Origin of the sequence: Variovorax sp. KK3 (assembly GCF_001984055.1) — a bacterium.
GTDB lineage: Bacteria > Pseudomonadota > Gammaproteobacteria > Burkholderiales > Burkholderiaceae_C > Variovorax.
In genome coordinates, this window is sequence record NZ_LYVO01000017.1 from 1 (window position 1) to 20,835 (window position 20,835).

Genomic DNA, 20,835 nt, shown 5'->3' on the forward strand with positions numbered 1-20,835 from the left:
CGATACAAGCGGGCAACACATCAGCCGGAAATGCGGCGAGTGCCAATGCCGACGGGGAGATCGGATTGCTGACGGGCGGGGGCGGCGGGCCCGGAGGCGTCGGGAGCGCTGGCGCAGGAGGTGCGGCCGGCGCAGGCGCCGCCGCCTCGGGCAGCACGGGTGCTAGCGGATCTGCGAGCGCGGGAGGCACATCGAGCGGCGGCAGTACGACCGCTTCGTCAGGCGACGGAGGGGTAGGCTCCGGCGGCACCGGAGTGAGCACGGCGGATGCGTCCGGTGTGGGCGCAGTCGATGGCGCTGGCAGCATCATCGTGAACGGGCTGCGGTATGAAACGGGTGCTGCCGATGTGAACATCGAAGACACACCCGCGCTGCAACTCGGGATGAGTGCGAGGGTCATCGGGCCAGTCGACACCGACTTCACGAGCGGCATTGCGCGTCGCATCGATTCGGCCGCCGATGTGCGCGGGCCTCTGTCATCGATCAACCTGGCGCAAGGCAGTTTCGTTGTGCTCGGCACAACAATCACGACAGATGAAGCGACGGTCTGGGGTGATCTGAGCGGCCTCGCGGCGCTCGTGCCCAGCAACACGGTTCAGGTCTGGGGCCTGCCGGGCGCGCCCGGCACGTTGCGGGCCACGCGCGTGGAGACGCGCGGTGCCTCCACGCCTATCCTGACGGGCACCGTCCAGGGGCTTGACCCGGTTCGACGCACGTTCAATCTCGGTGCCAGTGCGGTGGACTACGCTGGGGCGACGCTGGCAGGCGGCCTGGATGGGCGGCCGCTCGCGGACGGCACCTTGGTCCGTGTGCGCGCGAGCGCCTTGTTGGGTGGGCGGCTGCAGGCCACGCAGGTGCAGTGGTGGTACCCAGTGCCTGGGACAGACGGGACGCAGCTTCAGCTCGCCGGCATCGTGACGAACTTCAGTGCACTGGGGTCGCTGCGCGTTTTGAACGTACCGATCAATGCTTCGTCGGCCCGGATCAATGGCGGGCCGTCCGGTTCCGTGGGCAATGGCGTCAAGGTCGAGGTCGCCGGCGTGATGTCGAACGGCGTGCTTCAGGCCTCGAAGCTCAAGATCAGGCATGTGCCGGGTACGGGGGGGCCAGTGTCCTTCGCGCTGAGCGGCACGGTCGGCAATTTCAACTCGCCGGCGAGCTTCCGGGTTCGTGGGCAGCCAATCGATGCCAGCGGCGCGAGCGTGGTGTTTGTGAACGGCACGGCGGCCAGTCTGCGCAGCGGCGTCAAGGTCAGCGTCGAGGGCTCGCAAGTTGTCAACGGTGTGCTCATCGCGAACCGCGTGGCTTTCGATTGATCGCTCCGATGACCCGAAGACCAATTTCGCGAAGCCGCGCTCCATGGAGTTGACGCCCAGTACTCGCCGCAGCCTCGGCCTGTGGCGCGCACTTCATCCGTGGCCCCCGCAGGACAAACTGTCACTCGAGTCGCAAGATCCCTCTTTTGTGCCGACGAAACAAGGCAAGACATGCGTGACGAGGAGCGCCAATCATCGGGGAACCGACGAGGGGTGTGGAGGCGCTCTCGGGCAGGCTGCTCAGGGGCAGGAAATTCTCGGGATTCGTCCACGGATGGCCGTCGGCTTAAGAAACAGACGCTGCCCTGCGCGCATGAGCGTTTGCTGTGTACAGCTCGACCACCGGACAGGCGAGGATGGTCAAGGCTTCGCGGGCCTATCCATCGAGCCCGCGGTTTTTCACCCATTCCGCGAATGCATCGTCCTGAAAACGGTACTCCCCGATCTCGAGCCGTGTGATGAGTTCTTGGACTTGCAGACGCTTGAGCGCCTGTGCCGGCGTGTTCTTGGAGACCGACTTCTCGAGACCGAGCGCCATGCCGATTCGCAGCAGGCCTTTTGCCGAGTGCAGATCGTTGACGTCGTTGGCAAGCGCCTTCAACACCTCCTGGTCCGCAGGCAGAAGACGAGCCCAGGTCAGAGCGAATTCTTTGTCGTTGAATACATGTCCCAGCGTGTGCTCGAGTGCAGCCGCGGCTCCGAGGTCTGCATGGGTCCGTCCCCGCAGGACACCAAACGCGAAAGGAATCATGTGAGCACAACGCTGGAAAAAGCGTCATCGAAGGGTTTGCCGACGAGGACCAGATCATCATTCATGGCAAGGGCCGAGCGTTCTGGCAGAGAAGATGATCCGCCATGCGGATTTCTTTGGCAGAGATCCGTAGCGCACTGGTCATAGCCCATGACAGTCCGCGTGCTCAATTTCAAACGCAACGTCGTGGCTGCGTTCGGATCTGTTGCTCTTGACGTTGCGCGACCACGTTGAGGCGACCGGAGGTGTACTGGCCGCCGCAGTCAAGACGGGCGCGGGGATCGTGATCCTCAGCAGAACTTGCCGAACCGCAAGCAGTGGATTGCATCGGCCGCCTTCGTGCTCTCGGCTCAGAGCACGGCGGAACGTTCCTGCCACTCATCACATTGCTGGACACCAGTGCCATGAGCGGAACATCGATCAGTTCAACGTGCCGGAGCTCCGGGTCACAGAAGCACTCTCGCCCTTCCCGTCTATGAACGGAACTCCGCCGTCGGTCTGCACGCTGTTGCGCACCGGTGAACTTTCAAACCTCCATCGAGCAAGGCACGAGCTAGCGCTGAATGCCCGAAGCCGCGCAACTTGCAGCCGACTCACCGAGTTCTGTCGCATTCATCGCAAACGCATCGGTCATGGCTTGCTCTGCAGCCTTGCCTTGTGGTGGATTGGATGAATTCTCATGGGTGCGCTCGCGTAAAGTCGCCGGCGCTCATGAAAAAGATTCAGCTCAACGAGGAACAGTGGCGCACGCTGGTGGCGCTGCGGGATGCACAGAAATCACAGCGCCCGACGGTGGCCATCAAGGTTTCAAGCAGACTGCGCTCGAATGGCTTGGTGGTCGAGGATCTGCGCGGAGGAAGCGCCTTGACCGAGCAGGGTCTGAGCCGTTTGAACCAGGGACGATAGTCGTTTCGGCAGTCAGCCTTGAAGCGGCAGTCATCGCGCGGTCTGTCGGGCGGCTGCCTGTCTGCCGGAGCACGGCCGCCTAGTTGGCAGGCCAGTGCCTCGCAGTAACCCTCACCGCCTTCGCAAGGACGTTCGCCTTATCGGGCGCCTGCGTTCGGCTCTGGCCCCGAACTTCATGCACTTGAGCACAGGTGGCGAAATGAAGATCGTCGTTCACGGGCGGATGGCACCGAAACTTCTCACGGGCTCACGCGCCTGCTCACCGGGGTTCATCCAGGACGCACCCTCACGCTTCATGGGCACCGGATGTGGGAGGGCTCGCACCACCCTGAGAAGATCGGGCCATGAGCACGCACACCACCCCATCTGAGACGCTGGTCGCACGCTGCCGCGCCGCGCGCCGCATCGTGGTTCTGACCGGCGCCGGCATGTCCGCCGAAAGCGGCATTCCGACCTTCCGCGATCGGGGCACGGGGCTCTGGGCGCGTTTCGATCCGCAGACACTGGCGACGGCCGAGGCATTTCAGCGCGATCCCGACATGGTCTGGGCCTGGTACGAGTCGAGGCGGCACGGCGTGTCTCGCGCAGTCCCGAATGCGGGACACCTCGCGTTGACCGCACTGGCAGCGCGGCCGCAGACGAAGTCGCTGACGATCGTGACGCAGAACGTCGACGACTTGCACGAGCGGGCTGGCGCCCAGGCGGTGTTGCACCTTCATGGCAGCCTGTTCTCGCCGCGCTGCTTCGATTGCGGTTGCGAGTTCAAAGGCCTGTCGGAAGCGGCGAGCGACGAAAATCGTCAAACCGCGATGCGCCTGCCGCCGCCACGATGCCCGGCCTGCGATGGCCTGATCCGGCCGGGCGTGGTCTGGTTCGGCGAGGGCCTGCCCAAGGCGGTCTGGCGCGAGGCGCAGCGCGAGGTCGAGCGGGCGGACCTGCTGTTGGTGATCGGCACATCGGGTCTCGTGTACTCGGCAGCGTCGCTTCCCGACGCCGCGCGGCGGAGAGGATGTCACGTCGCGGTCCTGAATCCCGATGCCTCGACGTTGTCCGATGGCGTCGGCTTGGACTGGCAGGTCCGGGCGGCCGTCGGGCTGCCGGCACTGCTGGCGGCGCTCGACGACTGAGCGTTGCCTAGGCGGGTCCCGTGGCTGCCGGGCGCTCACCCACTGAACGATTCATGCCAAAGCAGCGATTGGCGGCTCTGATCGAGCGCGCAGTGACAATTGGCGGCCCAATGCGATACCGTCGGACGATGACCAGGATCGTCTCTTGTGGCATCGTGATGATGAATGCATCGTGCGAGCTGTTCGTGTGCCACGCCACCGGCACCGCGCGCTGGGATTTGCCCAAGGGTTGGCAGGAGGTCGATGAGTCAGCGCGGCAGACGGCGGTGCGAGAGACCTGGGAAGAAACATCGCTCGTGATCGACCCCGACACGCTTGTCGATCTTGGCGTCTTTGCATATCTTCCTGCCAAGAACCTCCACCTGTTTGGCATGCGGGTCGCCGCCGACGTGTTTGAAATCGGCGCCTGTCGATGCCACTCGACCTTTGCGAATCGCATCACCGGTCTGCAGACCTTCGAGGTCGATGGCTACGCATGGAAATCGCGCGATCGATTGAGCGAATGGTGCGCAAAGAACCTGACGCGCGTGTTGGAAGCCATCGATTGGACAAGCATCACTCGGATGCCGGCCGTCGGCTCCATCGAGATCCGTTGTCCTTGAGGGCAAGCACCAAAGCATTGTCGCTTTCGATTGGCGAGGTGACTCAGTTGCCGGGGATTGCCTGATTCGGGTCTGTCAGACCCTGTCAACGTGGAGGCGATGCCCGCGATTGCGGGCTCCCGGCAGCGTCGCACAGCGGCCCCAGGTCGGACGAAGAACATCACCAGCTTGCGCGACAATGATATTTGATGACGACACCGAGACCTCTCTCTCAGCCGTGCCCCAGCTGTCCCTGGCGCGTAGAGCAGCGTGCTGACGACATTCCGCGTTTCGATATGGAGATGGCCGAAGCTCTGGTGTCGACCTGTCCCGACCGTCGCGGATTCGGACCCGACTTTGGTGCTCCTCTTTTTGCTTGCCATCAGTCGAAGGTTGGCTCGGAGCTGCATTGCGCCGGCTGGCTGGCCAAGGTCGGGCACGCTCACCCCACTGTGCGCTTGAGCGTGGCCCAAGGCCGGCTCAATCCTGAGTGTCTGACCCCCGCGCCCGATTGGCCTCAGCTGCACGACGACTATGGCCAGGTGCTCGACAAGCTACGGTCGAGCGTCGTCACGCGTGACGATCGCTATGGCACCTAGTGCAGTCTGGCCTGCCCAGTTGCGTTGAAGCCGACCAGAACAAGCCGATCGGAGGAACGACTGAAGATGCCCGCGCCGCCGATGGACTCTTTCCCCTTGATGCCAGAAGTACGCGCGATCTGGCGCCGCTGCTGCTCGATGCGCACGGCGTGCTGGAGGTCGTGCCAGCCAGTGCGATGGCGGCGACCACGTCTGCGCAAAGGATGCTGTTTGGCGTGCGCCATGGCATCTATGGCCTGCTGACCGAAGAGCTGATCCAGTTCCTTCGGGAATTCATCGCCGGGCGCCGCGCGATTGGGGTTGTCGTACTTTTCGTGCAAATCGGTGCGCTTAGTTCGCAAGCCCAGCGGCATTCGGGTTTCCCGTCGACCGCGCAGGTGCCGATGAGCCACGCCCTGCCCGGGACCGAGCCGGTACATTGGCAGCCCCGCGTCTTGGAAGCCCGCCATGCCCAGCTTTGCCCTGCGATTCGTCGGCCTGGAGGCCCTGCCGTCCCGACTGAGTGAGTTTGACCGCGAGCAGTTCTTCGAGCTGGGATCGGCGGACGTTGACGCGATCACGCAGCAATTTCGAGTCGGCCACCGCCTGCCCGCCGCCTTGATGGTGCTGTTCATGCGCGCCGCCGGTCGGCCGCTCGACGGCTTCAACGTCTTGCCCCGAAACTTGCTACGGCGCACGGCTCAGCTACTAGGCATCTCCCCGCCATCCATTGCAACGCTGCGTTCGATCTACGGACGAACCCAGACGCTATTCAGGCATCAGGCCTGGGTCAAGGCATACCTCGGTCTTCGTGATCTTGAGCCAGATGACGAGATCCAATTGATGGATGCACTTCGCATTCACGCCCAGGAGGCTACTCATCCCGACGATCTGGTCCGGTCGGCATGCCAGTGGCTGTACACCCGCCGGATCGTGATTCCCGGGCCGCGCCGCCTCAAGGACTGGGCCCGCGACGCGTTGGCCGCCATCGAGACGAGCGTTCTCGCCCATGTCATTGCCGCCGTTCCCGCCGCGACGGCGCGCAAACTGAGTACCCTCGCCTACGGCATCCGGCGCGAGACAAATTCCACCCACCTGGAGTGGCTGAAGACGCCCTCACGGCGACATGGACCGGCAAGCTTGGCCGAAACGCTGGAGAAGGTGCGCTTTCTCAAGGCGCTCGGAGCAGACACGTGGGACCTGAGCGGCATGACGCTGGTCAAGCAGCAGGCCTACGCCAGGCAGGTGCAGTCGCGGCGGCCGGCAAAGATGCGCGAGATCAAGCCATCGCGCCAGATGATCGAGTTGGTGTGCTTTCTGCGGGTCACGCTTCTTGAACTCACAGACGTCGCGCTGCTTCAATCGAGCCGACGCAGCCAGCAGCTGTTTCGCGAAGCTGCCGATCGCGCCCAGGCAAGCCGCTCACGCGCCTCGATAGGTCTGCTGAGGCAAGCGGCGCAGGCCAGCGCCATTCTTCACGATGAGGCCATGAGCTGGAAGGATCGCGTACTGCAGGCCCGGCAGCTGCTCGCCGAGTTTTGCGGCGCGACCACCGGCAGCTTCGTTTCGCAAGTTCGCAAGGCACTGGCTCAGGACGTTCAGCGGGTGCATGCCTGTCTGACATCGCTCAAGGATCTGGCGTTCGGCGGCCGCAAAGGCGACCGCGGATTCGAGCAGTGGAAGGTGTGGACGGCGTTGCAGGAACAAGTTAGTGCCGACCTTCCTGAAGGCGTGCAGCTTCCGGAAGTTGGCGCCGCTTGGCATGGCCTCGTGCACGATCCTGACCTGCGCTCGGGCTTTGGTGCTTTGGAAGCCTGCACGATGATGTCGCTGAGAAAGAGCCTTCGTCGCGGCAGCGTCTGGATCGACCACTCGCTGAGCTATCGCGAGCGCGACCAGATGCTGATTCCTCCGGCCCAATGGGAATCGCAACGTGAACAGCATGTCGAACTCCTAGGGATGCCCAAGTCATCCGAGGAATTCCTGGAGCCACTATTGGCCAACTTGCTCGCGGGCACTGCAGCGGTTCGTGATGCGCTGGGCCGGGGCAAGATCGAGATCAGCGCGGACGGCATGCTGCGCCTGCCCCCCATCACCGCCCTGCCTGAGTTGAGCGAACCCGTTCGCACGCGCGAGACCGTCTACAAGCTCATCGGCAACGTCCAGTTCCCCGACCTGTTGATGCAACTGGATGCGGCGACCAACTTCAGCGATGCCTTGCTCGGGCACCGCGCGCAGACCGCGGATGAACTCGTTGCGCTGTATGGAGCTTTGCTGGCACACGGCACCGACATCGACGCCAAGGGGGTCGCATCGATGATCCCGGGGCTGGAGCCCAGCCAGGTCTCCGTGGCGATGCGGGCCCTCGAAGGCAGTGGCCGGCTTCGGCGCGCCAATGAGCGTGTCGCACAATTCCAGAGCCAGATCCCGATCGCTGCTCTGTGGGGCGACGGCGACAAAGCGTCGGCCGACATGATGTCGCTGGACGCGTCACGCCACCTGTGGAACGCCCGGGTCGATCCGCGGCGGCGCACCTACGCTGCCGGCCTGTACACCCATGTACGCGATAGATGGGGCATCGTCTATGACCAGCCCATCGTGCTCAACGAACGGCAGGCCGGGGTTGCTATCGAAGGCGTCGAGTCAAACAACCGCGGCGAGGACCTCATGCGGCTATCGTTGGTGGCGGTAGATACCCATGGGTACACAAATCCGGCGATGGCCATCGCCAAGCTGCTGGGTTTTGATTTGTGTCCGCGCCTGCGAGACTTGGCGGAGCGAAAGCTGCACCTGCCGCGCGGCTTCAGGATCCCAGAAGGCCTCGAGGCAGTCACTGTGAGGAGCGTCTCGCTGAACGCCATCGAGCGCGGGTGGGACGAACTGCTTCGCCTGGCGGCGTCCATTCGATGCGGCCGCGTCTCGGCTACTCTGGCCTTGCAGCGCTTCGGATCGGCTGCGCAAGGTGATCCCTTGCACCGGGCAGCCGAACATCTGGGACGGCTGCTGCGCACTGTTGTCTTCCTGTGCGACTACATCGCCATCGAGGACTTCCGGCGGGAGATCCACACGCTACTGAACCGGGGCGAATCGGTACATCAGCTCCAGCGCGCGGTGTACAGCGGCAAGGTTGCGCCGGAGCGCGGCCGGCGGCGCGACGAGATGCTGGCGATCTCAGGCTCCCACGCGCTGCTGACGAACATCGTGCTGGCTTGGAACACCGGCCGGATGCATGAGGTCGTCGAGAGGCTGAAACGCGAGGGAGCCGGGATCGAGGACGACTGGCTGCGCCGCATCGGGCCGGCGCACTTCTCGCACATCAACTTTCGCGGCACGATGAAGTTCAACGTCGAAAAGTACGCCGACGCGCTTGTTCAGCGGCGCACCGCCACGAGGCACGCAGCATTGTTGCGCTGATAGCGTGGACGCGCGAATCGGCACAAGCGCCCTCCTCCGTCTCCACGCCGAAGCGCACCGTTCTCCACAAGAATTACGAAGTTCGGCGAAACACCGGATTCGCAAGTGCTTGTCGGATAAGGACTTTTTGACCCAAAGCGCACCGATTTGCACGAAAAGTACAAACACCCCTGATCCGCCTTCGCAAGCAAGTGCGTCCGGCAGCGTCGGAGCGGGCATCGTCCCTTGGGCAACGCCGATCTGAAAGGACATATCGATGGCGGACGACAAGAGCAACGTAGGCGGCCAAGACCGCGCGCGCATAGCCTCAGCGAAGATTACGAAGTCCGGGATTGGTGCGAGTCGCTCGGTGTCACCGAAAAAGGGAACTTCGTGAAGCAGTTGGAGCAGCAGGCAATGAGGTTGCCGCGGTCCGCGACTATCTCGCAATGAAGAAGTGACAGTATTGCCGTCGCATTCAGGCTTGATCTTTGCTGTTGAATTTCCGCGCGGTGGGCGGTCCTACGCGGATGTGGTGAGAGTCCCTACGTTCTCTCGCCACGGCAAGTCTACTTTGCACTTGAAGCAATCTTGCTTCGCGCGAAAAGGAACAGGAGACCACGATGGCCAACCAGCAGAACGATCAGAATCAAACCCCCGGCAAGCCGATGAACCCCGGCCAGCAAGACCAACAGAACCCTGGGCAAGGGCAACCAGGCCAAGGTCAGCAGCCGGCTCAGCAACCCGGTCAACCTGCCAAAGGGTGATGTCCCACACAAGTCCCACTTCGGTGGGATTTTTTTCGCCGCCATCCGGCGCGGCCTGCAGGCGGCCAAAGTTGTGGGGCAATGACTGCGTGCGGCGCGTTGGGGCAGCCAAGACTAAGGCGGCAACTGCTCAAGATGATTCAATCGTCTACCGTAGACAGCTGAGTTCAATCAGCGTTTCGGCGAAGACTTCCTTCGAGATCCGATGGTCAGGCAGCACGCCCAGCACGAAGGCTCTGAAGCCGTCACCGAACTTCCAAGAATCACTTCAAAGCACTTTCCGTGTCATGTGCCTACTCACCCGTCGACTCGCTGCATGCGGCTAAGATTTAACCCGCCCAGATGGAGACGCTTATGATATTGACTGAGTACGCGGATTCAATGAAGAGAATCTTCGCGGAGCAGCAAGACATCGCTCAGGCGATGTCGCAGCTTGCGCTTTCAGGCAGAGCGGTTCCGACCGATGCGCAGTTCTTGGCGCTTATGACGAAACAATGGGGGCTCGTGCAGCAGATAGCAGCCCTGAGCACGCAACTGATGATCGGCATCATCGCTCCGATCAAGTGAGGGCTGTTGCATCGACCGCGTGGCACCGCGCTACACGACGCTGTGCAGATGGTTGTAGTTGCTTCGCCTGCATATACTTCGAAGGCCGCAAACTTCAACGACGGTATCCCACTTGCCGGTGCGCAGCGCGTACCGGAAGGAATGACGCCCTGACGCGAGGGCCTCAACATGGCGTAAAGTGTGGAGTGTGACTTGCATGTCGCCGCGCGCGGCTTGCAATCGCCACAAGCGAAAGAAGTGCGCGACGACTCCAATCGTCAGGAAAGGAAGTATCGATGCGAGCAGCCTGGTGGACTTGATGAACAAGGCCGCTGCACAACTCAAGTTGATTGACGAGGCGTTGCTCATCAACGCGATGCTGCCGCGTCTGCGGACGCTGGTCGAAGTGGCGCAGTTGGCGTGCGATCCTGGCGAGCCGATGTACAGACTGCGCAGGGAAATGGCTGGCAAGGTCTGACCTCTTGTGTGCCATTCGTTGAGTCCCAGGCTTGAGTCTTGAACGACAGATCCCGCCGACGACGCCAACGGTTCTTGACGAAGCGTGCATGGGCGCCATGGCACTGCCGCGACGACGACGGGCGCCAGCAACCCCAGTGTTGCGGCCACGGTCGCTGCGCCACGCGGCTGGCCATCGGACCCACGGGGCCAACCACTCAGCGCGCCAAGCGCATGCCGAATCATCCGGGACAACCAGCGCGTTCCAAGGAAGCCCATGCACAGACACAACAAGCCCGGCAACAGTCCCAGCCACATCACGATCAGGAGGGTGCCGCAGACCAGTGCGAAGCTCGTGCGCGCCAGCGTCTGGGGGGGCTGTAAAGCAACGTAGAGGGCGCGTCGTTCACTGCGTCCTGCCCAATGCCAGCCTCGGGCGCTTGGCTTGCATTGTCGATTCGCTTTTGCATAGCGCCCCTCGTTGAAGATCCAGACTTCTCTCGGCTTGAGATTTGACGTCTTTTTGCGCCGCCGTTGCGTTGCTGACGCTCGCATCCGTGAACCGGTGAAGCTGTCTCGAAGGACTGCTTCCGCATGTAGGCACATGTCGCGAACAGCGGCTGAATCGATTCTTTCGCCGGGACTTGCGGCTCAGGCGGATGGGCCCGTCAACGCGAAATCGTCTTCAAAATCCCTAGCGGCCGTCCTCAGTGGGAAACGTTGTCGCCCACCATTCCTTCGCCGAGGCCTTGACCACGTTGAGGGCCTGCGGATCGCCGTGCAGCATGGCGCTCAAATAGGCGCGAGCTTGTGCCAGCGAGATGTCGGGAGGCGTGGGCGGTACGTTCGGGTCCGTCACCATGTCGAGCACCACGGGGCCCTTGGCGGCGAGTGCTCGGTCCCAGGCAGGTCCAATCTCGGCAGGGTTCTCCACGCGAATGCCCTCGAGGCCCAACAGCGCAGCGAAGGCAGCGTAGTTCATGTCGGGTAAGAGCTGGGATGGCTCGTACTGCGGATCGCCGGCGGTGGCGCGCTGCTCCCACGAAACGAAGTTGAGGTCGCGATTGTTCAGCACCATCACGACCAAACGCGGGTCCCGCCACTCGCGCCAATACTTGGCGATCGTGATGAGTCCGTTGAGCCCGTTCATCTGCATCGCGCCATCGCCGGCGAGCGCCACGACTGGACGATCGGGATGCGCGAACTTGGCTGCAATCGCATAAGGCACCGCAGAGCCCATGGTCGCGAGCCCACCTGACAGCGATCCGACCATGCCCGCGCGCATCTGGATATCACGTGCATACCACGCAGCGCTTGATCCGGAGTCGCAGGTCAGGATGACGTCGCCAGGAAGGCGCGGTGACAGCTCCCAGAACACGCGCTGCGGATTGATCGGGTCGGCCTCCACCATGGCCCGGGTCTCCAGTACCTTCCACCAGCGTGCGACGTCAGACTCGATGCGCTGGCGCCAGCTTCGATCGATCTTGTTGTCGAGCAGGGGGAGCAGCGCGCTCAGCGTGGCGCGGCTGTCACCCGCAAGAGATAGCTCCATTGGATAGCGCAGGCTGAGCATGCGCGGGTCGATGTCGATCTGGACACCGCGCGCGCTGCCCTCCTTGGGTAGGAACTCGGCATAGGGGAACGAAGACCCGACCATCAGCAGCGTGTCGCACTCCTCCATCATTCGCGAGCTGGGCTTGGTGCCCAGGATCCCAATTGCGCCGGTCACGAACGGCAGCGTGTCTGGCACGACGGCCTTTCCGAGCAGTGCCTTGGCGACGCCAGCGCCCAGGCGGTCCGCGACTGCGATGATCTCCTCGCCAGCCCTAAGCGCACCGGCGCCCACCAGGATCGCGACGCGCTGGCCGCTGTTGAGGATCTCGGCCGCTCTCTCGAGTGCCTCCGGCGGCGGCACCAATGCGCTCGCTGTGAGGCCAACGCCGCTGTGAACCGTTCCGTGCTCATGTGGCGGCAGAAGCTCGGCTGGCATCTCCTGGACGTCGTTGGGAAAGATCACGCAGGTGACCGCACGGCGATCCCGCGCGATGCGCATCGCGCGGTCGATCAGATGGCGCACTTGCGTCGGTGAGGTGGCCATATGCACGAATTCGTGCGCCACATCCTTGAACAGCGACAGCAGGTCGACTTCCTGCTGGTAGTCACCGCCGAGCGCCGCTTGCTGCTGCTGGCCTACGATGGCAAGCACCGGTTGGTGATCGAGTTTGGCGTCGTAAAGTCCGTTGAGCAGGTGGATTGCACCGGGGCCCGAGGTCGCGAGGCAGACACCCACCTCGCCGGTAAACTTGGCGTGCGCGCAAGCCATGAAGGCAGCGAGTTCCTCGTGGCGCGCCTGAATGAAGCGCACGCGATCGTCGGCGCGCCCGAACGCGCCCATGATGCCGTTGATGCCGTCACCGGGGTAGCCGTAGATGCGCTGCACGCCCCATAGGGCGAGGCGGTCCAAGACGTGGTCACCGACGTTCTTGCTCATGGTTTGCTCCTCAGGCCGTCGCCGCCAGCGGCGACCGTTCCTGCGCCAAGGCAGGGGCGAACTGGGCTCGACTTCTAATCCGCATCCACGCGCTTGAGCGAAGCCAGTTCGACCTCCCCGGCCTGATCCGTGAATCTCACATCGCCGGCTTTGCTGCCGCTGGCCTGAGAAATCCCGTTGATCTGTCGGGTCCCGGTGTCATAGAGCTCCACCTTTTCGCCCCGCGCCACTGCAAGACGCTTCTGATCAGGGAAAAAGGCATAGCGCAGGCCGTCCTGCTCGCCGGTGCTCGAGGGACCATCTAAGCCGCGCGGCCACCAACTGCTGTCCGAAGCAATCATTGGCTTCATCGGAGCCATGGGCTTCATGGGCTCCATGGGTTTCATCGGCTTCATCGGTTCCATCGCATGCTCCTTGATCAAAGGCGGGCTAGCAGTTCGGTCTTCTTCGCCCTGAACTCTTCTTCAGTCAGGACACCTTTGATTTGCAACTCCGCCAGGCGTTCGAGCGTGTCCAGAATCTCCTGCGCCAAGGCAAGCCGACGATCCTTCGGCCCAGTTGATGGCTGGGATGCTCCTTCAAAAGCTGCCACCTTGCTCACTGGCAGCCGCTCGAAAGGCACGTCGTGCATCGGTTCGCGATTGGAGGCACCAGAAGTCGGCTCATGCGGAAGGGCAATCCGCTCGAGCGTCGCAACGTCGACCGGCCCATGCTGGCTTGAGAACGACAAGGTTCCCGGGCTGCCGCCTTGCTGCTGGGCGGCACCGCGTATCTGATGGTCCGCCGTGTCATACGCCTCCACGTGGCCGGCACGGTGTATGAGAAGCGCTTTTTGGTCTGCAAACCAAGCATAGCGTGTGTCGTTCTGCGAGCCCGCAGTGGCGGGCCTTCCAAACGCGCTGGGCCACCACGTGCCGGCACTGCCGGCGCTGCCGATGGCGGCACGAAGCTCGGTGTGCCCGAGAGCCAGCGGCGCCAGTGCCTCACAGAGCGCACTGACCCTTGTAGCCAAGCTGCGGTTGAACATGTCGCCGAGCATCATCATGCCGTTGCTCATCCATTGGCCCCGGCCGCCAAACTCGGGGTGGCTGAACTGCGCCATGCCCCCGCCCTGCTGGAGTGCAGCCCACATGACGGCCACAGCCTCCAGCGTGAAGCCGTGCTGGCGGGCGATCTCGTGCAGCTTCTGGCCCAGCTCATCTTCATGTCCGGGATCAGTGCCCGGCTCCCCTGCTTTGCCCTTATGAGGCACATCTGGATAGCCCATCGGAATGCCCTCGTCAGTCATTTGGCGGCGACGGTAGTCGTGCCGACGGGCGATACCTGTAGGAGCCAGCGCAGCAGAACGGGTTTCCTCGTCCTATGTCTTCGAAGAGCGCAAGCAAAGGCGCCTCGCTGCGCCGCCCATGCTCGACTCAAAGCCGAATGAGACACCGCAGCAGCACACGAAAAAAAGAGTCCTCGGGGCAACCTCGAACATTCGAGCGAGAAAGTTACAGAAGCGATACCACCTCGCCATGACTCCACGCGTTGAAGGACTTGATTCGAAAGGGAATAGCCATGGCTTCAGCTTCAGGCACAAAGGTTTTTCAGGGGCGCACCGCGTTTGGAAGTTTGATTGACCTTGTCCGGATTCATGTTGGAGATCCTACGGCGGAGATCTGCGAGGTTTGCAGCACCATCAACCCGGGCTCGGCGCGCCGCTGCAAGGGGTGCGCGCACAGGATGCCTGCACACTACCAACGCCAACCAGAACGCACGAAGGTCGAATGGGCAGGCGGTCGGTTCACGCGAAACATGCTCTTCCGAATAATGTGGGCCGCCTTGGGGTTGGCCGCCTTTGCAGCGGCTGTTTGGCGCGTGCGGCTCTTCTAGCGCCCCGCCTGCTCGTGTGTGCGCCCGTGGCTGGCCCGACGGGCGTCCAGGGCTCAAGAAGCTGGGCGGCAGCAACGCAAAGCGCGACGCTACCGCCCGCTCGATGAGAGCAGGCTAGCCCCCAAACGCGTTCTTGAGACGCTGACCCGCGAAGGCCTGGGCATCCTTGGCCTTCTGCACCACGGCTGCGGTGCCGAAGAACTCGTGCGTCACGCCTTCGTAGTCGCGGCGCTCGACGGGCACGTTCGCCTTCTTCAGGGCGTCTTCCAACTTCGAGCCGTCGCTGCGCAGCGGGTCGATGCGGGCATTGATGATGGTCACGCCCGGCGCCATGCCTTCGAGCTTGGCGTCGATGAGCTGTAGGCGCTTATCCTTGAGGTCGGCCGGCGAGCGGGTCGTCTTGTCGACGAACCACTTGACCATCGGGCGATTGAGCGGCTTGGCCACCGCGTTCTCGAGGTACGACTCGGTATTCAGGCTGGTCTGCGTAACGGGATAGACGGCCAGCACGTGGGCCGGCTGCTGCACGCCCGCATCACGGGCCGCGATGGCCGTTGCCAGTGCCAGGTTGCCGCCCGCGCTCTCGCCTGCCAGCGCCACCTTCTTCGCGTCGCCCTTCAGCTTGGCTGCGTTGGCGAGTGTCCATTTGTACGAGGCGAGCGCATCGTCCCAGGCCGCGGGGAATTTGGCTTCGGGTGCCTGGCGATAGTCGACCGACACCACGACCGCGTTCGCCTGCTTGGCGATGCCACGTGCGCCGCCGTCGTAGACCTTGCGGTCGGCGATGACCCAGCCGCCGCCGTGGAAGTACACGACCACGGGGAAGGGGCCTGCGCCTTCAGGCGTGTACACGGTGGCCGGCAGCTTGCCGGCGGCGCCGTCGACGGTGGCGTCCATGCTGGTCACGCCGGGCACCAGGTCTTCGGGCTTGGTGCTCTTGCCTTGCTGCTTGAGCACGGCGTTGACGCCATCGGTCACCGTGGGCTGCTTGCGCGCGGTCGCCACGTCGAGCTTCTCGATCGGCTTCGGCTTCAGGCCGGCCTGTGCGTTGAGCACGGCGAGCATGTCCTCGTCCGCGCGCAGCTTGCCCATGGTCTTGGCGACGGCTTCGGCCACGGGGTTGGGCTTGGCAGGGTCGTCCGCGGCTTGAGCGGGCAGGCCGACCAGCGTGGTCGAGAGCAATGCGATGGACGCGGCGAGAGTGCTTGGCTTGATTCGGTTCATTGAATGAGTCCTGGGGTTGTAGATATAGGGGGTACGCAAGGGGTCGACGTCCGATTCGTCGGCGCGTGCGGCATGGCGCTGTAGGTAGCCGTGCCGCCCTGCGCGCACGGCATGTCCACTGCCGGCTTACCTGGGAAGCTCCATCGTCACGACGTCGAAGGGCAGCAGCACGGGCGGATTCTTCTGGCGGTCGAGTTGGCCGTTGACCACCATCAAGCCTGCGCTCGACACTGCCGCCGTCGTCGGATAGCGCAGCCGCGAGTCCGTGAGCCGCTGCTCGACGCGCCCGCTGCTCCAATCGGCGGCCAGGCGCAGCTTCACCAGCTCGTGATGTGCGTTGCGGACCACGACCAGCTCGTTGGCGCCGGTGAGCACCAGTCCGTCGCCGTCCTGCAGCTCACCGCCTTCGATGCGCACCTGCGTCACCGCCTTCGTCTGCGTGTCGATGCGCCAGAGCTGCCCGGTGGCCAGTTGAATGGACAGCAGCTGCCGGCCGTTCGCGGACGCGACGATGCCGTTCAGGTTGACCTGGGCGGGCACATAGCGGATCGGCGTCTGCGCCAGGTCGAGCCAAGGCTCCAGCGATGCCGGCGCGCCCGCGGTCGTTCGCATGCGGTAGATCACCGGCTGGACCGAGTCGGTCACGTAGGCGGTGCCGTCTTGCGCGATGACCAGGTCGTTCAAGAAGGCCGGCTTGTCCTGCGGCGCCTTGACGACGGCCAGCGTGGTGCCGTTGCCGACATCGACCGCGCTCAGCGTGCCGGTCGGACCACCTGCGACCCACAGCCGCCCCATCGCGTCGAACTTCATCCCGAAGGCGCCTTGCCGCCCGACCGCGCCGCCGGCCTGCACCAGCTCGCCCTTGGCTGCACCGGGTGCGATGCGGAACAGGTCGCCGTTCGAACTCGAACCCACGAACGCAGCGCCCGAGCGCGGGTCGATGGCAATGCCTTCGGGGAACACGTGGGAGCCCTCGAGCGTGGCGCGCCCCTTCACGACGGTGGGCGCGTTCATCTCGATCACGCCGCACAGGACGCGTGCACCCGAGTTGCCGGCCGGGTCGCTCGCGTAGTCGTCGGGGTCGGCATGCACGACCACCGTTCTGCCGATGACCGACGTGGCGGCCCGGTCGAGCGAAAGGTTGTGGTTGACGTAGCGCAGTCGCGCCGTGCCGTCGGCACCGGCCTGCAACGCCGGCAGCTCCCCGGCATGGGACTGGGCCTTGTCGTCGCCGGGCCGGCCGTGGTTGCGCGAGTTGCCCGGATCGAAGTGGCCGCCGGCCGCGCCGAAGTCGACGATGCGCCCGGTCGCGGCGTCGGGTCCGGCGGCGCAGGCGCCTTGCGCATGCACGTGGAAGCCGTGGACCCCGGGCGCCAGGCCGCGGGCATCGGCGACCAGCTCGACGCCATGCGCGGCGGGCGCGAAGCTCACGGTGCCGGCCGGCTGGCCGGAAGGTGTCAGCAGGCGGGCGCTCGCCACGGGTGCAGCCGACGCGGCGGATGGCCCGGTGCCGGCTTCGGTGGCCGGTTGTTGGTGCGTACCGGCGCAGGCTGCGAGCAGTGCCACGGCGATGGAGGAGAGGACGAAGTGCAGTTTCATGTCGGTGGTCCTCAGCGGCCGTAGCTCACGCGGTAGATGACGCCGTTCTGGTCTTCGGCGATCAGCAGCGAACCGTCCGCTGCCACCGCGAGCCCGGCCAGCCGCCCGAACTGGGCCGGCCGCCGCGCCTTGGCCTGCTCGGCCATCGGGCCGGCGCCCGGTTGCTGCAGGTGGGGCGGCGGCGTGGCCAGCAGCCAGCCGGTGACGAAGTCTTCGATCGACTGTGGCTTGCCGGCCGCATCGAAGCGCACGCGCACCACCTTGTATCCGCTGGGCTGGCCGCGGTTCCACGAACCCCGCATCGCGACGAAGGCGCTGTTGCGGTAGTCGGCCGGGAATTGGTTGCCCGTGTAGAAGACCAGCCCGATCGGCGCCGAATGCGCCGTGGTCATGAGTTCGGGCGCTTCAGTGGTCGGGCAGAAGTCGGCGCGGGTCGAGTTCTCCGGGTCGTTCTGCTGCTTCATGTCGACCTGCCGGTCGCCCCAGCAGAAGGGCCAGCCGTAGTGCTTGTTGGGCCGGATGGCGTTGAGCTCTTCCGGCGGCACGTCGTCGCCGCGATCGTCCGAGCCATGGTCGAAGCCGTAGAGCATGCCGCCCACCGGGTTGAAGGCGAAGCCCAGCGTGTTGCGCAGGCCGCGCGCATACACGCTGCGCGCGCTGCCGTCGGGGCGCATGCGCAGCACGGTGGCGGCCTCGGGGTTGGTCTCCACGCAGTTGTTGCACTGGGAGCCGACGGTCACGTACAGAAAGCCGTCGGGGCCCATCGCGAGCGTGCGGTAGGGGTGCTGCGATCCATCGGGCAGGTCGTCGACCAGCACGCGGGTGCCGGCCAACGTGCCGTCGCCTTGCACGTCGGCGACCAGCACCTTCTTGTCGGTCGCCATGAAGAGCTTGTTCTCGCGCAGCAGCAGGCCGTGCACGTTCTTGATGTTCTGCGCCACGACCTTCTGCGAGTCCATCTTGCCGTCGCGGTCCTGGTCGCGCAGCAGCAGCACGTCGGCCTGCTTCGGGCGGCTCACGTACACGTCGCCGTTGGGTGCGACCTGCATCCACCGCACGTGCTGCATGTCCTTGGCGAACACGTTGACCTTGAAGCCGGCGGGCAACTTGAGCTGGGCCAGCAAGGCCTCGTCGAATTTGACGGGGGAGGGTTCCAGCATCACCGTCGCCACGTTGTTCGGACCGTCGCCCGGTGGCAGCTGGGCCTGGACTGCGGTGCTGGAGAGGCAGAGAGCGATGGCAAGACCCGGCCATGGGCCACACAAACGGAAAGTTGCAGTCATGAAGTGCTCAATAAATTGGTCTGGCCAATCTATTCTTTGTGCACCGTCCGCCGACGCGCTTGGCGCCTATAAGTTCGTAGGAACCCGCGCCTTTAAATTAGGCCTCCTATCGTTGCTTTGGTGAGGCGGGCACCAACACCTGTCAAGCGACATCAGGAACTGATCCCCTGGTGAAGTGAACCCCTCGGGCTGGATCACCGAGGGGCAGATCTAAGCCGCTTACTGGAGCGATTGATCTTCGAACTCGTCGGGTGACCGGTAGCCAAGCGCCGAGTACAGGCGTTTCGCGTTGTAGACGTCTTCGATGAACCCTCGGCAGCCGGGCTGCAACATCGGCGAAGGTCTCGTAGCCTCCGATGTAGATGTCCTCGACCTTGAGCGTCTTCATGAAGCTCGCCACGGCCGCCTCACGTGGCTGCAGAGCCGACTCAGCGATGTCTATCCCGTTTTCCACAACCAGATAGAAGACCGCAAAGGTGACCGGCTCTGCGCCCTGAGACCAGCGCCGCCGCCGCGCCCGATCCTCGAGCTTGTCAAAGTTACTCCGGCCGAGATCGTCGAGTACGCAGATCTCGCCATCAACGACAAAAGGGCCGCGCTCGATCGGCGCCAATTGCTTCGCAACCTCCGGAAGCCAGTTTGTCGCGTCGTTCGCGCGAAAAGGAGACCACGATGGCCAACCAGCAGAACGATCAGAATCAAACCCCCGGTAAGCCGATGAACCCCGGACAGCAAGACCAACAGAACCCAGGGCAAGGGCAGCCTGGCCAAAGTCAGCAGCCGGCTCAGCAACCCGGTCAACCTGCCAAAGGCTGATGTCCCAAAGAAGTCCCACTTAGGTGGGATTTTTTTCGCCGCCATCCGGCGCGGCCTGCAGGCGGCTAAAGCGCCGGGTGATGGCTGAGCCGGAACAGTCCGACGCAAAGATTCGAAGAACTCTGCAATGGTGGGTTCTGTCTGCAGCGCAATTTAACTGTACAGGCGCGGCAAAACCCCCTGCGGCACTCCAACCCTGCGAAGGCCCTCCGGACGAACGAATGTTGACGGAGGGCCTTTTGTTAAGCCCGTAAGTTAGACAAGGACTGCGCGCGGCGCGTCCGCGCAATCGAGATAGGCGGCAACTGCTCAAGATGATCAATCGTCTCACGTAGACGGCTGAGTGCGATCAGCGTTTCGGCAAAGACTTCCTTCGAGATCCTGTGCGTTTGGAGCACTCTTGCCATCGAGCAATTCATGGTCCTCCACGATCACGTTGCGGCGCACCAGCAGGTCGGCCATTGCGCGCGCCATCGATTGCACGAACAAGGCTCGGGTGCCCCTGGCGCCAATGGCATTTGGCTTGACTACGGAAAGGCCTCCAAGTGATCCAGCGTTTCGCGCATTCGCTCAAAGGCTCTCAACGTTTCCGCAAACCGCGCTGGCGCGATACCGTATTCAGCGAGCATGTCAAACACGAAGGCCTCGAAGCGATCTCCTACTCGGCTTTCGAGCAGTTCGTGTTCCTCTAGGAGGGCATTTCCGCGGACCATCATTTCTGCCAAGGCTCGGGCTATTGCAGGATAGGATTCACGGAAATCGCCAGTAACTTTTTCGATTTCCTCGCGCGTCGCTGGCATTTCGTCACCAGCTTGCCAAGCGCACAATTGACCAACACAGCGTGACGAAGAGCGCGACCACCAACGCAGCATTGAGCCAGATGCACTCACCACGCCTTCGTTTGAACGGCCCAGCGATAGGAGAGAACGACGAAGCACGGATTTCGCGCTCCGGTCGCTCTGCCCACCAACCTGTGTTGTAGTCGGTCTCGTGATGGTCTTTCATGGCTGGATTGTTCCGCTGGGCCACCATCGTCTCTATGTCTTTTGGCATATTCGGCGCTGTCAGACGTGCAGAAGTTCACGGCAAACAAAAGTATTACTTGGTCTGAGTTCTTCGTTACCGC

22 protein-coding genes are annotated in these 20,835 nt (G+C 63.6%); 10 read left to right on the forward strand and 12 right to left on the reverse strand.

The annotated features are described in order from the left end of the window. Positions 1-254 precede the first annotated feature (254 nt). Positions 255-1,316 carry a DUF5666 domain-containing protein gene (locus B0W80_RS10520; RefSeq protein WP_076999087.1) on the forward strand — a complete coding sequence of 354 codons (1,062 nt, stop codon included), beginning with the start codon at positions 255-257 and terminating at the stop codon, positions 1,314-1,316. Positions 1,317-1,692: 376 nt separating this feature from the next. On the opposite strand, the gene B0W80_RS34815 is transcribed toward B0W80_RS10520, so the two are convergent. Then, the gene (locus B0W80_RS34815) at positions 1,693-2,067 is read right to left on the reverse strand and encodes a hypothetical protein (RefSeq protein WP_143684552.1); all 375 of its coding nucleotides are present in this window, start codon (positions 2,065-2,067) and stop codon (positions 1,693-1,695) included. Between the two features lie 711 nt (positions 2,068-2,778). Here B0W80_RS34815 and B0W80_RS34820 point away from each other — a divergent pair. From B0W80_RS34820 to B0W80_RS10540, 4 genes are all read left to right on the forward strand, one after another. Next, entirely contained in the window at positions 2,779-2,973 is a 195-nt protein-coding gene (locus B0W80_RS34820; RefSeq protein ID WP_143684553.1) for a hypothetical protein, read from the forward strand. 344 nt (positions 2,974-3,317) lie between these two features. Further along, entirely contained in the window at positions 3,318-4,100 is a 783-nt protein-coding gene (locus B0W80_RS10530; protein ID WP_083745296.1) for an NAD-dependent deacylase, read from the forward strand. A gap of 128 nt (positions 4,101-4,228) precedes the next feature. Next, positions 4,229-4,702, forward strand: coding sequence for an NUDIX domain-containing protein (locus B0W80_RS10535; protein ID WP_179106876.1), 474 nt, complete (start codon positions 4,229-4,231; stop codon positions 4,700-4,702). Positions 4,703-4,890: 188 nt separating this feature from the next. Continuing rightward, positions 4,891-5,280 carry a DUF6283 family protein gene (locus B0W80_RS10540; RefSeq protein WP_256856539.1) on the forward strand — a complete coding sequence of 130 codons (390 nt, stop codon included), beginning with the start codon at positions 4,891-4,893 and terminating at the stop codon, positions 5,278-5,280. Here B0W80_RS10540 and B0W80_RS10545 read toward each other — a convergent pair. After that, the gene (locus B0W80_RS10545; protein ID WP_076999090.1) at positions 5,277-5,729 is read right to left on the reverse strand and encodes a hypothetical protein; all 453 of its coding nucleotides are present in this window, start codon (positions 5,727-5,729) and stop codon (positions 5,277-5,279) included. The genes B0W80_RS10540 and B0W80_RS10545 overlap by 4 nt on opposite strands. Here B0W80_RS10545 and B0W80_RS10550 point away from each other — a divergent pair. The 4 genes from B0W80_RS10550 (at position 5,728) to B0W80_RS35920 (ending at position 10,443) form a co-directional block, all read left to right on the forward strand. Further along, positions 5,728-8,673 (forward strand): Tn3 family transposase, encoded by a 2,946-nt coding sequence (locus B0W80_RS10550; RefSeq protein ID WP_076999091.1) that lies wholly within the window; start codon positions 5,728-5,730, stop codon positions 8,671-8,673. The two genes, B0W80_RS10545 and B0W80_RS10550, sit on opposite strands and share 2 nt — an antisense overlap. 602 nt (positions 8,674-9,275) lie before the next feature. Next, entirely contained in the window at positions 9,276-9,419 is a 144-nt protein-coding gene (locus B0W80_RS35415) for a hypothetical protein (RefSeq protein WP_179106875.1), read from the forward strand. 381 nt (positions 9,420-9,800) lie between these two features. Continuing rightward, positions 9,801-9,986, forward strand: a complete 186-nt coding sequence (locus B0W80_RS10555; protein WP_143684556.1) for a hypothetical protein — start codon at positions 9,801-9,803, stop codon at positions 9,984-9,986. Positions 9,987-10,284: 298 nt separating this feature from the next. After that, entirely contained in the window at positions 10,285-10,443 is a 159-nt protein-coding gene (locus tag B0W80_RS35920; protein ID WP_218668884.1) for a hypothetical protein, read from the forward strand. A 672-nt stretch (positions 10,444-11,115) separates the two neighbouring features. Here the strand turns inward: B0W80_RS35920 and B0W80_RS10560 are convergent. The 7 genes from B0W80_RS10560 to B0W80_RS34835 all read right to left on the reverse strand — a co-directional run bounded on the left by B0W80_RS10560 (position 11,116) and on the right by B0W80_RS34835 (position 19,506). Next, the gene (locus B0W80_RS10560) at positions 11,116-12,912 is read right to left on the reverse strand and encodes a thiamine pyrophosphate-requiring protein (protein ID WP_076999093.1); all 1,797 of its coding nucleotides are present in this window, start codon (positions 12,910-12,912) and stop codon (positions 11,116-11,118) included. Positions 12,913-12,986: 74 nt separating this feature from the next. Next, complete coding sequence (locus tag B0W80_RS10565; protein WP_076999094.1) at positions 12,987-13,316, reverse strand: hypothetical protein; 330 nt, start codon at positions 13,314-13,316, stop codon at positions 12,987-12,989. Between the two features lie 14 nt (positions 13,317-13,330). After that, positions 13,331-14,200, reverse strand: a complete 870-nt coding sequence (locus tag B0W80_RS10570; RefSeq protein ID WP_218668885.1) for an SHOCT domain-containing protein — start codon at positions 14,198-14,200, stop codon at positions 13,331-13,333. A 701-nt stretch (positions 14,201-14,901) separates the two neighbouring features. After that, the gene (locus B0W80_RS10575; protein WP_083745298.1) at positions 14,902-16,011 is read right to left on the reverse strand and encodes an alpha/beta hydrolase; all 1,110 of its coding nucleotides are present in this window, start codon (positions 16,009-16,011) and stop codon (positions 14,902-14,904) included. Positions 16,012-16,137: 126 nt separating this feature from the next. After that, positions 16,138-17,610 (reverse strand): superoxide dismutase family protein, encoded by a 1,473-nt coding sequence (locus B0W80_RS10580; protein ID WP_076999095.1) that lies wholly within the window; start codon positions 17,608-17,610, stop codon positions 16,138-16,140. Between the two features lie 11 nt (positions 17,611-17,621). Continuing rightward, positions 17,622-18,770 carry a sorbosone dehydrogenase family protein gene (locus B0W80_RS10585; protein WP_256856540.1) on the reverse strand — a complete coding sequence of 383 codons (1,149 nt, stop codon included), beginning with the start codon at positions 18,768-18,770 and terminating at the stop codon, positions 17,622-17,624. Between the two features lie 265 nt (positions 18,771-19,035). Further along, positions 19,036-19,506 (reverse strand): hypothetical protein, encoded by a 471-nt coding sequence (locus tag B0W80_RS34835; protein ID WP_143684558.1) that lies wholly within the window; start codon positions 19,504-19,506, stop codon positions 19,036-19,038. Positions 19,507-19,565: 59 nt separating this feature from the next. Between B0W80_RS34835 and B0W80_RS35420 the strand changes: the two genes are divergently transcribed. Continuing rightward, positions 19,566-19,709: a hypothetical protein gene (locus B0W80_RS35420; RefSeq protein WP_179106877.1), complete on the forward strand. Its 144-nt coding sequence runs from the start codon at positions 19,566-19,568 to the stop codon at positions 19,707-19,709. Between the two features lie 327 nt (positions 19,710-20,036). Here B0W80_RS35420 and B0W80_RS36165 read toward each other — a convergent pair whose 3' ends face one another. From B0W80_RS36165 to B0W80_RS34845, 3 genes are all read right to left on the reverse strand, one after another. After that, positions 20,037-20,171, reverse strand: coding sequence for a hypothetical protein (locus tag B0W80_RS36165; RefSeq protein ID WP_256856541.1), 135 nt, complete (start codon positions 20,169-20,171; stop codon positions 20,037-20,039). A 65-nt stretch (positions 20,172-20,236) separates the two neighbouring features. Then, positions 20,237-20,509, reverse strand: a complete 273-nt coding sequence (locus tag B0W80_RS34840; protein ID WP_143684559.1) for a hypothetical protein — start codon at positions 20,507-20,509, stop codon at positions 20,237-20,239. A gap of 4 nt (positions 20,510-20,513) precedes the next feature. Beyond that, positions 20,514-20,714 carry a hypothetical protein gene (locus B0W80_RS34845; protein ID WP_143684560.1) on the reverse strand — a complete coding sequence of 67 codons (201 nt, stop codon included), beginning with the start codon at positions 20,712-20,714 and terminating at the stop codon, positions 20,514-20,516. Positions 20,715-20,835: the final 121 nt, after the last annotated feature.

Bases quoted from the DNA above. Each gene is read 5' to 3' on its own strand.
- B0W80_RS10540 (WP_256856539.1), top strand. From the start codon at position 4,891: ATGACGACACCGAGACCTCTCTCTCAGCCGTGCCCCAGCTGTCCCTGG.
- B0W80_RS10585 (WP_256856540.1), bottom strand. From the start codon at position 18,770: ATGCTGGAACCCTCCCCCGTCAAATTCGACGAGGCCTTGCTGGCCCAG.
- B0W80_RS35920 (WP_218668884.1), top strand. From the start codon at position 10,285: ATGAACAAGGCCGCTGCACAACTCAAGTTGATTGACGAGGCGTTGCTC.
- B0W80_RS10545 (WP_076999090.1), bottom strand. From the start codon at position 5,729: ATGGCGGGCTTCCAAGACGCGGGGCTGCCAATGTACCGGCTCGGTCCC.
- B0W80_RS10580 (WP_076999095.1), bottom strand. From the start codon at position 17,610: ATGAAACTGCACTTCGTCCTCTCCTCCATCGCCGTGGCACTGCTCGCA.
- B0W80_RS35420 (WP_179106877.1), top strand. From the start codon at position 19,566: ATGGCCAACCAGCAGAACGATCAGAATCAAACCCCCGGTAAGCCGATG.
- B0W80_RS10555 (WP_143684556.1), top strand. From the start codon at position 9,801: ATGAAGAGAATCTTCGCGGAGCAGCAAGACATCGCTCAGGCGATGTCG.
- B0W80_RS34815 (WP_143684552.1), bottom strand. From the start codon at position 2,067: ATGATTCCTTTCGCGTTTGGTGTCCTGCGGGGACGGACCCATGCAGAC.
- B0W80_RS35415 (WP_179106875.1), top strand. From the start codon at position 9,276: ATGGCCAACCAGCAGAACGATCAGAATCAAACCCCCGGCAAGCCGATG.
- B0W80_RS10560 (WP_076999093.1), bottom strand. From the start codon at position 12,912: ATGAGCAAGAACGTCGGTGACCACGTCTTGGACCGCCTCGCCCTATGG.
- B0W80_RS34845 (WP_143684560.1), bottom strand. From the start codon at position 20,714: ATGAAAGACCATCACGAGACCGACTACAACACAGGTTGGTGGGCAGAG.
- B0W80_RS34840 (WP_143684559.1), bottom strand. From the start codon at position 20,509: ATGCCAGCGACGCGCGAGGAAATCGAAAAAGTTACTGGCGATTTCCGT.
- B0W80_RS36165 (WP_256856541.1), bottom strand. From the start codon at position 20,171: ATGGCCGACCTGCTGGTGCGCCGCAACGTGATCGTGGAGGACCATGAA.
- B0W80_RS10550 (WP_076999091.1), top strand. From the start codon at position 5,728: ATGCCCAGCTTTGCCCTGCGATTCGTCGGCCTGGAGGCCCTGCCGTCC.
- B0W80_RS10535 (WP_179106876.1), top strand. From the start codon at position 4,229: ATGACCAGGATCGTCTCTTGTGGCATCGTGATGATGAATGCATCGTGC.
- B0W80_RS10565 (WP_076999094.1), bottom strand. From the start codon at position 13,316: ATGGAACCGATGAAGCCGATGAAACCCATGGAGCCCATGAAGCCCATG.
- B0W80_RS34820 (WP_143684553.1), top strand. From the start codon at position 2,779: ATGAAAAAGATTCAGCTCAACGAGGAACAGTGGCGCACGCTGGTGGCG.
- B0W80_RS10570 (WP_218668885.1), bottom strand. From the start codon at position 14,200: ATGACTGACGAGGGCATTCCGATGGGCTATCCAGATGTGCCTCATAAG.
- B0W80_RS10530 (WP_083745296.1), top strand. From the start codon at position 3,318: ATGAGCACGCACACCACCCCATCTGAGACGCTGGTCGCACGCTGCCGC.
- B0W80_RS10575 (WP_083745298.1), bottom strand. From the start codon at position 16,011: ATGAACCGAATCAAGCCAAGCACTCTCGCCGCGTCCATCGCATTGCTC.